General features: G+C 38.3%; 13 protein-coding genes. 1 reads left to right on the top strand and 12 read right to left on the bottom strand.

Features of this window, described 5'->3' with window-relative positions; genetic code table 11:
• Positions 1 to 2: 2 nt before the first annotated feature.
• Entirely contained in the window at positions 3 to 1,454 is a 1,452-nt protein-coding gene (gene cls, locus BSO02S_RS02630; RefSeq protein WP_066062017.1) for a cardiolipin synthase, read from the top strand.
• A 343-nt stretch (positions 1,455 to 1,797) separates the two neighbouring features.
• On the opposite strand, the gene BSO02S_RS02625 is transcribed toward cls, so the two are convergent.
• From BSO02S_RS02625 to BSO02S_RS02570, 12 genes are all read right to left on the bottom strand, one after another.
• Positions 1,798 to 2,025 (bottom strand): DUF1450 domain-containing protein, encoded by a 228-nt coding sequence (locus tag BSO02S_RS02625; RefSeq protein WP_066062012.1) that lies wholly within the window; start codon positions 2,023 to 2,025, stop codon positions 1,798 to 1,800.
• A gap of 119 nt (positions 2,026 to 2,144) precedes the next feature.
• The gene (locus tag BSO02S_RS02620) at positions 2,145 to 3,428 is read right to left on the bottom strand and encodes a metal-dependent hydrolase family protein (protein ID WP_066062009.1); all 1,284 of its coding nucleotides are present in this window, start codon (positions 3,426 to 3,428) and stop codon (positions 2,145 to 2,147) included.
• Between the two features lie 293 nt (positions 3,429 to 3,721).
• Positions 3,722 to 3,976 (bottom strand): hypothetical protein, encoded by a 255-nt coding sequence (locus tag BSO02S_RS02615; protein ID WP_066062006.1) that lies wholly within the window; start codon positions 3,974 to 3,976, stop codon positions 3,722 to 3,724.
• 85 nt (positions 3,977 to 4,061) lie between these two features.
• Entirely contained in the window at positions 4,062 to 4,970 is a 909-nt protein-coding gene (locus BSO02S_RS02610; protein WP_066062003.1) for a fumarylacetoacetate hydrolase family protein, read from the bottom strand.
• Positions 4,971 to 5,054: 84 nt separating this feature from the next.
• The gene (locus BSO02S_RS02605) at positions 5,055 to 5,831 is read right to left on the bottom strand and encodes an alpha/beta fold hydrolase (RefSeq protein WP_066062000.1); all 777 of its coding nucleotides are present in this window, start codon (positions 5,829 to 5,831) and stop codon (positions 5,055 to 5,057) included.
• A gap of 348 nt (positions 5,832 to 6,179) precedes the next feature.
• Positions 6,180 to 6,884 carry a FadR/GntR family transcriptional regulator gene (locus BSO02S_RS02600; RefSeq protein WP_066061997.1) on the bottom strand — a complete coding sequence of 235 codons (705 nt, stop codon included), beginning with the start codon at positions 6,882 to 6,884 and terminating at the stop codon, positions 6,180 to 6,182.
• A 298-nt stretch (positions 6,885 to 7,182) separates the two neighbouring features.
• Positions 7,183 to 9,741, bottom strand: a complete 2,559-nt coding sequence (locus tag BSO02S_RS02595; protein WP_066061994.1) for a glycoside hydrolase family 84 protein — start codon at positions 9,739 to 9,741, stop codon at positions 7,183 to 7,185.
• Between the two features lie 253 nt (positions 9,742 to 9,994).
• On the bottom strand, positions 9,995 to 10,303 hold the full coding sequence (locus tag BSO02S_RS27445; protein ID WP_066061991.1) for a hypothetical protein: 309 nt from the start codon (positions 10,301 to 10,303) through the stop codon (positions 9,995 to 9,997).
• A gap of 141 nt (positions 10,304 to 10,444) precedes the next feature.
• On the bottom strand, positions 10,445 to 11,173 hold the full coding sequence (queE, locus tag BSO02S_RS02585) for a 7-carboxy-7-deazaguanine synthase QueE (RefSeq protein WP_066061988.1): 729 nt from the start codon (positions 11,171 to 11,173) through the stop codon (positions 10,445 to 10,447).
• Positions 11,170 to 11,646, bottom strand: coding sequence for a 6-carboxytetrahydropterin synthase QueD (gene queD, locus BSO02S_RS02580; protein WP_066061985.1), 477 nt, complete (start codon positions 11,644 to 11,646; stop codon positions 11,170 to 11,172). Before queD ends, queE begins: the two co-directional genes overlap by 4 nt.
• 3 nt (positions 11,647 to 11,649) lie before the next feature.
• Positions 11,650 to 12,303, bottom strand: a complete 654-nt coding sequence (gene queC, locus BSO02S_RS02575) for a 7-cyano-7-deazaguanine synthase QueC (RefSeq protein WP_066062737.1) — start codon at positions 12,301 to 12,303, stop codon at positions 11,650 to 11,652.
• Positions 12,304 to 12,394: 91 nt separating this feature from the next.
• Complete coding sequence (locus tag BSO02S_RS02570; RefSeq protein ID WP_268875979.1) at positions 12,395 to 13,321, bottom strand: IS3 family transposase; 927 nt, start codon at positions 13,319 to 13,321, stop codon at positions 12,395 to 12,397.
• Between the last annotated feature and the right edge of the window lie 136 nt (positions 13,322 to 13,457).

Here is a 13,457-nt window from a genome sequence, read left to right as displayed (position 1 = left end):
GTATGGATGTGACAAATGTAACGACACTGATAGTAACCGTTGTTCTCATCGGGAATATTGTGCTTGCGGGTGTGGTTGTGTTTATAGAACGGAGAGACATTGGTTCTACTTGGGCTTGGCTGATGGTCCTATTCTTTATTCCAATCGTGGGATTTTTAGTTTATCTGTTCCTGGGAAGGCAATTAAAACAGAGGAATTTTTACCGTTTATCATCTGAAGAAAGAAACTATCTTCAATCAACAGTAGAAGAACAAATTCAACAGCTGCAAAACAGGAGGTTTTTCGGTCATAAGCTGCTAACAAAACATTCGGATTTGCTCTTGATGAACTTGAACTCCTCCAATGCATTATTATCGATGTACAATGAAATTGAGATTTTCAGTGATGGTCATGAAAAATTTCATGCTTTGTTTGAAGATATTAAAAATGCGCAAGAAGAGATTCATCTGCAATATTACATCATTCAGCGCGATTCCCTTGGAAAAAGGCTGTGCGATGAACTGACAAAAAAAGCGAAAGAAGGTATAAAAGTACGGGTTCTCTATGACGAAATTGGTTCTAAAAGGATTTCTCCCGGTTTTTTTAAAGAACTCATTCGTTATGGCGGTGAAGTCGAGGCCTTTTTTCCCTCGTTTCTTAAATTGATCAATTTTCGCATAAATAACCGAAATCACCGAAAAGTTTGTATCATCGACGGAAAGATTGCCTATATCGGCGGCTTTAATATCGGAAATGAGTACTTGGGCTTGGAAAAAAAATTCGGCTACTGGCGCGACACCCATCTAAGAATTAAAGGTGAATCGGTGAATCAATTACAAGGAAGGTTTCTTTTAGACTGGAATTATGCTGCCAAGAATAAATTGAACCTTGAGCCCTATGCTGTACCAATGGAAAAACCAGAAGGGAATAGTCCTGTTCAAATCATTGCAAGCGGACCAAACTCTGAAACGGAACATATCAAAAATATGTATATTAAGCTGATCATGACGGCTAAAAGAACCGTATACATCCAATCCCCGTATTTTGTTCCTGATGCCAGTTTTATGGATGCATGCAAAATTGCCTTGCTTTCAGGTGTTGATGTACGAATTATGATACCTAGTAAAGGGGATTTTCCCATAGTTTATTGGGCAACCTTGGCATACACTGGTGAACTGGTCGATTACGGCGCAAAAATTTATTTGTATGAGAAGGGATTCATCCACGCAAAAACGATTGTAGTAGATCAGGAAGTGGCTTCTGTTGGGACTGCCAACATCGATACACGCAGCTTTCATTTAAATTTTGAGGTGAATGCCGTAATATACGATGAAAAAGTCGCTAAACAGCTTAGTGATTTGTTCCTGCAAGATTGTCATGATAGCTCTCAACTGACAATGGGAAAATATAAAGAGCGCTCCATGTTTATCAAGTTTAAAGAGGCCATCTCACGTCTTTTATCGCCTATATTGTAAAAAACTCGGCACCTCCATTGAGTGCCGAGTTTTTTACAATTCAAATTCCCATTCGTCCCGAAAATGCAAATAAAGGACTAATAGTGTATCTTCTAATTCACTTTCTAATGGTTAAAAATTGTAGTCTCTACAGAAATTATTATAGATTCTATTTAATATCCATACTTTTTATTCGGACTTCTCCCACGACTCCTATTCATTTGAGCAAGTTGACTCTGAATTTTAGACTTTTTTTGTTTTTCCTGGGCAGATACGTTATTATCTTCATTATCCAAAGGATTCAAGTAGTCTCTTTTTGAATCCTTCTTTTCATGCTTGTGTATAATCGTTACTCCTTTACTATTTACACTAACCTCTCCAATATTTTTTTAATCAACTGATCTTCATTTTTCTCCATCACAATTTCTTGATTCACAATAGCAACATTTAGTTTTTCGCAAAAAATGCAAAGTTTCATACAATAGGTTGGAGTGATTGTTAACTCAATTTCTTTTTCTTCTAGTTTTTTTCTAATCTTTCCTTCGGATTGTTTGAGTCTATTACGGAAACAATACAAAATTGTTTGAGTCATATTTGTCCTCTTCGTTTAGTATTAATTAAAAATAAAAATGATTTGCTTTTAAATTTCACACCTTGACTTCATGAAGTTATAGATAAAACCATCGCTACAAACGATGGTTTTACCATATTTTAAACAGTAGCACTCACAACTTCACTGCTAATTTCAAGTGTTTGTACAACGTATTCTCCGTCTTTAAGGATCAGACTTAATTTGTCGTGGTCTTGTAGGACTGCAATATTATCCAATGGGTTGCCATTTACTACAAGGATATCTGCAAGCTTTCCAACTTCAATTGTGCCTATTTTATCTTCCATCTGCATAATTTCGCTTCCATACTTGGTAGCGGATACAATAGCATCCATTGGTGTCATTCCAACCAACTTAACGAAATGCTCTAAATCGCGTGCATATCCACCATGCGGACACCACTTGAAACCGTAATCTCCACCCGGTAGTACACGGACACCTGCTTTATATAATCGATTCATATTTTTAAGTGCAATTTGTAACCCTTCTTTATAACCTGTTGCATCAAGTGCTTCTTGTCCGAAATAATCAGCACCATGCTCTAATGTCGATACAAGCCAATTTAGGGCTGGGACAACAAATAAGCGATCTTTTTCGTGGACGAGCATGTCGAATGCTTCATCATCAATAAAATCAGCATGACCGATAATGTCTACCCCTGCTTTTACACATATTTTTACAGCGTCTGATGTTCTAGCATGTACATATATTCTTTTCCCTCGAGCATGAGCTTCCTCAACAGCGGCTCGAACCTCTTTATAGGTATAAAGTGTCATTTCACCTGTTGCGTGAGCAGTTAAACTTTCTCCACTCACATTAACCTTGACAAGGTCTGCCCCTTCTTTAAACAAACTTCTTACTACTTTTCTTACCTCATCCTCTCCATCAGCTAAAAAGGATAATCCATGAACTCGAACATGGTTTGGATGTAAATCAACAAAACTGCCAGTTGCAGATACTTCGGCACCATTAGCAAGCATACGAGGTCCAGGTATTTGTCCGCGATTAATAGCATCACGTAAAGCAATGTCCACGCGACCTCGAGCGGCAGCACTTACACAAGCAGTAAAGCCGCTGTTTAGCATCGTTTCTGCATTCTTGATAGCTCCTATCATTGTTTCTTCTATCGGTTTAAAATCAATGTCTTGTATATAAAGGGAATCCTGCCAAGTGAAATGAGCATGTGCCTCAACCATTCCTGGCATAATTGTTTTTCCATTTAATTCAATAATGTCCACTTGATCTGGGCTGTAGGTATACGGAACAGAAAGATTAGTCCCAATAGCAGTGATTTTATTGCCCTCAATCAGTACATCAACTCCGTTTTTCACTTCATTTCCTGTCCCGTCAATCAGTAATCCATTTTTTAATAATTTCGCTTTCATTTTTGTAACCCCTTTCATATTTTCATATTAATTTTTGTATGTTTAACACTTGTTCATATAAGCCATTCTCTGAACAAGTTATAAAACCTAGTTAAAAGCGTATTGTACAGAATATAGCAATCGTATGTGTTTTTGATTTGCGGAAAACAAGTATCTCATATTCTTAATGAATATCATGTGGTGTAGTTTTTAGGAGAAATTCTAGATGTTATTGGAAGTAAACATAGGTGATTTAAACAATATATGGTGCAACAGCAGCCTCTTAAGAAAAAATGCTCCACATAAATGAACGACTATGAATTGAAAAAACCCTCAAGACCATTATCCGATCTGATTGCTGGAACCTCTTCATCCCACTCGCATTTAACAAGATTATCACATTTCACATGGTGTACGTTTATTTTAAGTTCCTCACTATAATAGGTTTCAAGAATGCGATAAGGGGAATATTTAGGTAAGCAATTCGGGCAAAACCCCTTAGAAATAGCTTCCAGTTGTTGATCTGTATAATAGACAGTGTTTTTAGCTAACAGTAATTTGTCTAACATCATTCATCCATCCTTCCAAAGTGTTTTTATAAAGGAGAGGGTAAATAATTCCATACCCCCTCTACTAAATAACAAATATTGTGTCTTACGAAACAATATTCTTTAATATACCGATTTTTTCAATCTCCACTTCCACCACATCACCCTCATTCAAGAACTTAGGAGGATCAAAACCAAGCCCTACACCTTTAGGAGTTCCTGTTGCAATGATATCCCCCGGCTTGAGCGTTACTCCGCCCGAAACCGTTTGGATAATTGTTGGGATATCAAAAATGAGTAGCTCAGTATTCGAATTCTGCCTCACCTCGCCATTGACCCGGCATTGAACATCCAACTTTACAGGACGCTCAATCTCATCTTCCGTAACGAGGTAGGGTCCCATTGGTCCAAAGGTATCTAGGCTTTTCCCTAAAAACCATTGGCTATGCTGTTTTTGGAGATCCCTTGCTGACACATCATTAATGATGGTATAACCAAAAATATAGTCGTATGCTTCTTCCTTAGAAATGTTTGTCCCTTCTTTTCCAATGACAATGGCTAACTCGGCTTCGTAATCAATCTTGCTCGTCACATGGCGGTGGCTTTTTATTTTTTGATTAGGACCAATGACGGTTGTGGTTGCTTTGGTAAATACAATTGGATACTCTGGCAGATTTTGCGCCTCTTCCATTGCCGTAGTATACTCTACGGCATGTTCCCGATAATTCAGACCTAAACAAATGATATCTCTTTTAGGCTGTGGAATCGGTGCTTCGATTACCACTTCCGAGAAAGGTAAAATCGCCTTTCCGCTAACTTCGGATTCCCTCTGGCTTATTTCTTTTAGACGTGCCATTGCACGAGAATCTTCAATTACTCCTTGTAACGTGTTCGGCAAGATAGCTTGGGGAAACAGTTGTTTTTCCGCCTCGATTGCATCGATAATTGCACGTTCTCCCGTTGTTCTAAATCCGAATTTTAAATTTCCATCATGTAAAAAAGATGCTAGGTACATTTTTATTCTCCTTTGATAGTTGATAAATATGTTTAGAACAAATAACTTCTTCTGTTGTTCATAAGGTATTAGTTCTTGACTGGACTAAATGGTATTGAAAAATTTTAGAATCGCTCCATTCACCTCATTTGGCATTTCTATTGTTGCCCAATGTCCGCAGTTAGGAAGAACGACCAATTCAGCGTTAGGAAAGTTCTTATAAAGCGTTTTTGACATTGGAAGCGGGGTCGTTTTATCTTCATCCCCGACAATCAACAATACCGGAACCTTCACTTCTCGATGACTAATCGTTTGAGCCTCCGCAAGAGCCCGGCACGACGCTGCATATCCTTCTGGGGAATTTTTTTGCAGTAATGATCGGACTAGGCCCATCACCATTTGATTTGTTTTGGTATAAGAAGAGAATCCACCTTCCAAAATTGTATCGGCAATGAACTCTATTCCGTTCTCCCTTACCAAAGTAGAACGATCAGTCAATGCTTTTCTGGCTCCTTCTGGTGGTTCGGTAAATCCACCGACAAGCGTCAGGCTTTTCACAGATTCAGGGTACACCACCGCAAATTGCTCGGCGATTATTGTACCCATCGAATGAGCGACAATGTGTGCGCTTTCAATTAATTCACTATCTAAAAGCGTTTTCAGATCTTCAACAAATAGTTCAATCGAATATTCAGGTTGGGATACATCGGTTTGCCCTGAACCGCGGAGGTCATATGCAACCGTTCTGAAGTAGCGGGAACATGCATTTACTTGGCTATGCCAAATGTTTAGGTCTCCTCCTAGCCCATGAACAAAGACCACTGCGTCCCCTGTCCCTTTGGTTTCTACGTTAACTTGAATATCTCTAATTTTCTTTCTCATATATCCTCCAAACTATGAAATTATTAAAATCTGATTAAAAACAAAGTAAAAAAAGATTCTTTTCAATTTTCAGGACAAACATCCCATAAACACGTAACCATAACTTGAAAATGTTTACTTATCACCCCTTAATTTAAATATTCTAATAAATATTATTATATTATTTATTTTTATATTGTCAATATTCTAATAAATATTATTATATTATTTATTTTTAAAAATCAATGGACGTAAAAAATCCTAAATTCAGGGGAATTTAGGATTTTGGATATGTTATCAACTTTTAATGAACCGTTACAAATAAAAAAGTTCATATTTTTCAATTAAAATTTAGAAATTATTTCTCTTTTAATCCTTTGAACTAGAGAGTATGTTCGCTAGCTCTTCTTGAAGTTCATAACTCTTTTGCTGGGCAGATTCCTCATCGCGGCTGCATATAGCTACTTGTAACTCTTTATGAAGCCTTAAATATCTTTCAGTTGTATCTTGTTGATTATTCATACTGGCTATCGTAGCATAACGATAATCTAATTGTACTTTGTACAACATTTGTAACATATTCACCAAAAGTTCATTATTTGAAGCCTCGTAAATGCTCTTATGGAATTCATAATCCGTCTGAGCCCATGCATCTTTATCACCTAAGGACTTTTCCAGTTGATAATAACAATCTGTCATTTTTTCAATATCAGCTGGAGTAGCGTTTTTAGCGGCTAACTTTGCAGCAACCGGTTCAATTGCAAATCCAAGTTCGTTTAATTTTAATAAAAAATTTCGATTATTCCCCGAATCCGACGCCCATGATAATACATCGGTATCCCACCATTGCCACTCCGAACGTGGAGAAACAATTGTCCCTAACCTAGGAACGGATTTTACCAAACGACGAGTAGCTAGTGCCTTAAATGCCTCACGGACCACTGTTCGACTAACCCCATGTATCTCACTTAACGTTTCTATTTTTGGCAGGGTATCCCCCGGATTTATATCTCCATTAATAATTTGTTTCCCAAGCTCATGAATCAATTGATCAGTTAGGTTATAAATAGCCACTATCGAATCCCCTCCATAAAAGTAAAACGGCAAACATCTATAATAAATATTATGAAATATTTAAAAAATAATATTATATTATGATTATACTATTACCTGTCAAGAAACATATGGTTTCAAAGAAAATAAGAACATTTATGTAGGAGATGTATTAATAAGACTGAGAAAGAATAAAAAAATGCCAGGCACCATCCAATTTTCTGGATGGCACTTGCACTTTTTTGGGGAAAACAAAAATAAGGTCAGTCCCCCGCCAAAATAAAGCGTTAATGCAACGGGGGACTGACCCCAAAATTCGCTATGGTGCAATAATCAACACAATCCCATCCTCGATTTGAATGGTGGTCCCAATCGTCGTATTGTCCCGCAGCCAATCGTTCGCATGGATACTTAATACATATCCGTTAGCAGGGATAACGGAATTATTGCCCCCTCTTTGTACGACCTTGCCATCAACTACCGTTACTTCGTATCCCCAAATATTAGTTCCGGTCGTCTTTCCACGTGCAGGAGTGTACTGAATGAGTTCACCGGCACCGCGACCTCTATTTACACCGTCTAACTTTCGATAATCGCTGACATGGCGATTCCTCCACATGGATTCGATTAAGAACGGTTTGACCACTTGCTCTCCGATTTCTTGCGGCATCTGATAAGCCTGAATCATTAAGGTTTTTAATTGATTTTTTAATGTACTTACTTCGTTTGCCTGTCCCGCTTTTTGGGCCATTAAGTACTGAACCGCAACATACCCCGCATCACCGTATACCCTAAGGTTTTGCAGATATGAATTAATGGAAATCAGAAATTCCTCGCTGCTGCCTTCTTTCCGAAGATTTTCAGGAATTTGCCGAAGCCGATCAAATTCAGCCATCAACTGTTCTGCAGCCTGTGATCCATCATTTCCATCAAACGCTTTCCAGAATGCATCTATTTCCGGTTTTAAGATTAATGATAACGGCGGCAATTCTAAAACGCTCTCTACAAGGAAGGGTTTGATGACGCCTTGTCCGATTTTTTGCGGAATTTGTTCAGACTGATTGAACAATGTAATCAGTTTATCCTTGTACGCTTTTGCCTCAGTGGTTTTCCCTTCTTTTTCTGCCATTAGAAAGTGAACAGCCGCTTCGCCGGCCTCACCGTATAATTTCAATTTTTCATTGTAAGGTTTGATTTCCTGCAGAAAGTTGTCATTCTTCATTTTTTGCTGAAGAGTTACCGGAACCTGTTGCAATTTCTTGAATTCCCCAATCAAGTTTGATGCAGCTTGATCTGGATTTTTATTGGATACATAAGCTTTCCAAAACCCATCAATCAATGGAGTGAGTGTAAGCGACTCCGTTTTATTAATCGGTGAAGAGTAGGTATTTTCAGCTAAGGTTTTTAACGCATCTGCACCATCCCCGCCAAAGGATTGAATACTGCGCTTCCACGATTCTTCCGGGTTATAGGCCGCCCCGTTCCAAGTATAATCGGCAATGGTATACAATGGTATTTTGGAAGCCTCTGCCTCGTTCATTGGATTAGCCGTTATCCCAAGGACTCCTTGTTTTGATAAATCTGCATCACGTCCTACGATTGGGCCAATAAACAGGCTGTTGCGATCATAATCGTTAACCGGGTAATTGTCCCATAATAGCATATCGTGGTTAAATGCGCCTTGAACCTGTTGGGCTTCTTCGGAAGTGACTTGTTCCGATACGACCTTCTCACCGGTCCACATCACAATCGTGTCTTTATCGAGTAATTCCGCAAACCGATCACGGTAAGGTGTCGGCCCGTTACCGGCATAGTCCGTCGGGACGGTTATTAACCGCTCGGCACCCGGATGGGTTTGAATAAATTCCTTCGTAAAACGATTCAACAAGTAAGCTTGTGCAGCAGCGGCAGGATTTTTGTCCTTTCCAAATTTATCTTTATCTTGCTGATACTTTAAACTCGAATCAATATCGTCCAGGAAAATGGCATAGGAGCGCACACCTAAATCCCACACCTTTTCCATCTTCTTTTTCAAAAATTCAAAGTCTTGGTCATTCGAGAAGCAAATGGAATTACCTGGAGATAGGGAGAACGTAAATTTCACATGATTCTCTTTTGCCCGATCAATGAGCTCCTTTAGTTTCGCAATTTCTTGCTCTGGGTAGGGTTCACGCCAATTGTCTCGGTGATATGGATCATCTTTGGGCGCGTAAATATACGTATTGAGTTTATTGTCACCGTAAAAATCCAACTGGCTCAGCCTGTCCTCCTGTGTCCAAGGCGGTCCGTAGAATCCCTCAATCGAACCGCGGATGGCCATGTCTGGCCAGTCACGGATTTCTACCCCTGGAAACCGATCTCTTCCTTTTTGTTCCTGGATGATTTGTTTAAATGACTTTGCTGCATAAAAAGTGCCCGTCGTGTCTTTTCCAGCCAGAACAATCTGATTTTTACCTTTGCTGCTTGATGCCAGGACATAACCCTCATCCTTCAAGGCATCTGGACCCTTAATTCCCATTTGCTCCAACACTTTTTTGGAGTCTTGATTTTCGGCAGGGCCGCCAATCCAAATCGTGACGGGTGTTGTAACCTTCTCGCCGGCGTTATATTGAATGATTTGCTTTACATCCGCAGCTTTCAAGGCGCCAACTACCTCTTTAAATGCTTGTTCATCGGTTTTTTTCCCGGTAACGATTCCCACTTTCGGCGTCAGCGGAAAACCTTGATCCGTTATTTTGGCTTCCTGGGGTGTAGGGTTAATAGGCAAAGTGACATTGCTTGCTGCTGACGCTTTATGCACCCCCTGTACACCTGGAATACATAACAGCAAAGCAGAAGAAACAACCAGTGCCCTTTTCAACCTTTTTAAACCTTTCATCCGTCACTACTCCTCCTTCAAATAGAATTGATTTACGAACAAAATATTGGCCATTCTAGAATTCTATGAAAAAAAGGCATAGAAAACGAAGTGGGTCAATCCCGCTTTGTTTTCCATGCCTAGTATCATCCAGTAACATGAAACCAATATTTACCTCAATGGTAAACCGCTTACATTATAAGGTCAATTCTATTTTGAATATTCAATAAAATAGTACTATGAAAAAATGGATAGAAGGGCTGCTGGTAGTACTTTAGTTATACTTATTTGATGAAAACATAGGAAATCCGCAACAACTTAAAATTCTTGAACCTATTACAGCACCAGGGTGAACTTCCACAACCTTAGATAAAACGAATTGAATCTTTAAATTGCATTTTCCTGCTTGATATAATGCGGAAGACAACTGGTCAACACGTCGGCCAAATTCACGATATGTAAATTCCTTTTCTCCATCGATGACGGCGACATTTTGCGGATAATATTTCACCGCCCTGCGCTTCCAGTCCAATGGTGTTAAGGGAGAAATCATCATAACCAGCCAATTTATTTGAATATTCATATAATTATTTCACCAATAGATTGTCATTTCCATTAATGCTTTTATTCAAAAAAAATAGGAAGGCCGAAGCCGCCTATTCATTTAAATTAAATATAATAGTATTCTCATTTGGTACATACTCTTTTTAAAAAATGTTCATACTTATACCCCGCGCTTATTCCCCCAAATAAGCGCATGTAATTGAGGTAAAACCTTTACATTATTCAATTGATGATCCGCAACCGCACAATTGACTAACCACTCATATTTCAAAAGCAGTTTCTGAATCAATTCATTATTATTGAAATTAGTGATATCATCGTTACCTACCTGGAGATAAAAAGGAATATCCACATAGCGGTTATGGACCAATTTCGCATACTCTAGATCGGCTTCATCGAAGATCACTACTTTTAGACTCACTTGATTTTTAAAATTTTGATCGTTTAAATTTTTAAAAATAGAATCTAATATTTCAAAATTGGTCACCATGTTTGAACTTGGCGGCTTTGGTGAAATGGTCAATTCATCTATGTTTAGGAACCAGTCTTGCCATCTGCTGCCTTGTGTTTCGATACCAATTTTAATTTCATTTTCTTTTAATACGTCAATAAACACGTCTAAATTTTTCAGCAGTGCTGGGTTTCCCCCTGAAATCGTCACAAAGGAGAAATTATCACCGCCGATTGTCTTTAATTCTTCCCAAATTTCTTCTGCAGTCATTAACTGAATATCATCTTTTGCACTGCCATCCCAAGTAAAGGCAGAGTCACACCAACTGCAGGAATAATCACAACCGGCTGTTCTGACAAACATTGTTTTTTGACCAATTACCATTCCTTCTCCCTGTATGGTTGGGCCAAAAATCTCCAAAACGGGGATCCGACTCATTCCTCCATCCACTCCCTTCTGGCCTCTGCATAGCTTGTAGGCGTTTCAAAAAGGCGGACAAATTCCACTCTGGCTCCATCATATTTATTGATTCGTTCTTCTGTTGCTAATGCATATTTCATTTTCTCATATATCCACACAACGATGTTTTCCGCTGTTGTATTCATCAATGGAAGGGTTTCATTTAGGTACTGATGATCAAGAACTATTTCTATTTCATTTTTCCAAATGTCTTTAATATCGCCAAAGTCAATCATTAAGCCGCGTTTATCAACAAAACCGCTTAAACCAAAAATAACTTTGTACGTATGACCGTGCAAATTCTTGCACTTCCCTTCATAACAATGTAGGTGGTGAGAAGCATCAAAGGTAAATTCTTTGCTCACTAATACACGTTTAGAATGGTATTTTAAATCATTACGATGAATGTCCTCATCTATTTTCTGAAGTTTTTCGACGATTCTAAAACCCATCGCTTAAAACCTCCCATTTAGAAAGTCATCAAGCCCTCTTTTTCTTAAAACACAAGCGGGGCACTCCCCACAGCCATCCGCAATTACACCATTGTAGCAGGTTAATGTTTTATTTCGTACAAATTCAAACGCTCCTAATTCATCCGCTAGAGCCCATGTTTCTGCTTTGTTTAACCACATTAATGGAGTATGAATAACAAAATTATCGTCCATTGATAGATTCAAGGTGACATTAAGTGATTTCACAAAAATATCACGGCAATCTGGGTACCCGCTGAAATCTGTTTCACAAACACCTGTTATTAAATGCTTGGCTCCAACCTGACGCGCTAATACTCCTGCAAAAGTTAGGAATAAAAGGTTCCGACCAGGAACAAAAGTCGACGGAAGTTCCCCTTCACCACCATCAGTAACCTCGATATCTGAACGTGTTAACGCATTAGGTGCTAGTTGATTTAATAATGACATATCTAAAATATGGTGTTTCACACCAAGTTCATTGGCTATATTTTTGGCACATTCAATTTCTAAACTATGCCTTTGGTTGTAATCGAACGTTACTGCTTCAACCTCTTTAAATTGTTTTAATGCCCAAAATAAACAAGTAGTGCTGTCTTGTCCACCACTAAACACAACAATTGCCTTCTCATTTTTCAACATTTATATCAGATACTTCCTTTCAAATAGAAAAAACAGCACCCCAAGATTGAACTGCCCCCTGTCAAGTAGACAGTATAAAAAACTAAAACTAGGCAATGGCCTTAGTTCGATATTCTATCGGACTGAGGCCATTAAATTTAGCTTGTAAACGATCTTGATTATAAAATTGAATGTATTTTTTTATATCCTTTTCAAGTTCCTTAAAGGATTGATAACGATGAAGATAATATCTTTCTACTTTCAAAGTTCCCCAGAATGATTCCATGCATCCATTATCAATACATTTTCCTACTCTAGACATACTTTGGGTAAGATGATTCTTTTCAACTATTCTTTTAAATCCATTTGAGGTATATTGAAAGCCACGGTCGCTATGTACTAAAAGTTTATCATCATGTGAAGCATTCCTTACTAAAGCGCCTTTAATGGTCTTAAAGACTAGCTGATTATCATTTCGATGTCCAAGTTCGAAAGATACGATAGAATTATCATACAGGTCCAAAATGGCGCTTAAATAGGCTTTTTGGCCATCGGCGTATTTTAATTCTGTTATATCAGTTACCCATTTTTCATTTGGGTGTGCTGCTGTAAATTCACGGTTCAAGATGTTCTCTGCTACATTATTATCGGAAGGACGATGATCCCATTTCTTTTTCCTTCGGATCCGCGATTGTAATCCTACTAATTGCATCAAACGATGGATTCTTTTCGTATTATAATGCTTATTCATTTTCCTGTTGAGATTCATGGTAATACGTCGATAACCATAAATTCCGTCCACTTTTTGATAAAGAGCTTTAATCTCTTTAAGTAATCCGCGATTCTCGCGTTCTTGATCTGTTTCCTTACGATTTAGCCATTTATAATAGGAGGATCGATTGGTTTTACTTATTGTACAAAGAAGCTGAATAGGGTAATTCTTATTTTCATTTAATTCGCGTATAGCACAATACATTACTTCATTCCGAACCTTGCTCAGTACCGCCTTCTTTCGATTTCCTCTAACTTTTTTAATAAAGCATTTTCTATTTCTAATCGATAATTTTTCGCCTCTAATTCCTTAACCCTTATCCTTAATTTTTCTTGATCTGTCATTTCCTCTACAGGTTTCTTTCTTCCTCGGTGGTCCCGAAGGGATTCTGGTCCGTCTG

It is taken from the genome of Neobacillus soli NBRC 102451, from assembly GCF_001591665.1.
Taxonomy (GTDB): domain Bacteria; phylum Bacillota; class Bacilli; order Bacillales; family Cytobacillaceae; genus Neobacillus; species Neobacillus soli.
Note: the sequence above shows the minus strand (reverse complement) of the source record. Positions and strands in the feature narration are given on the sequence as shown.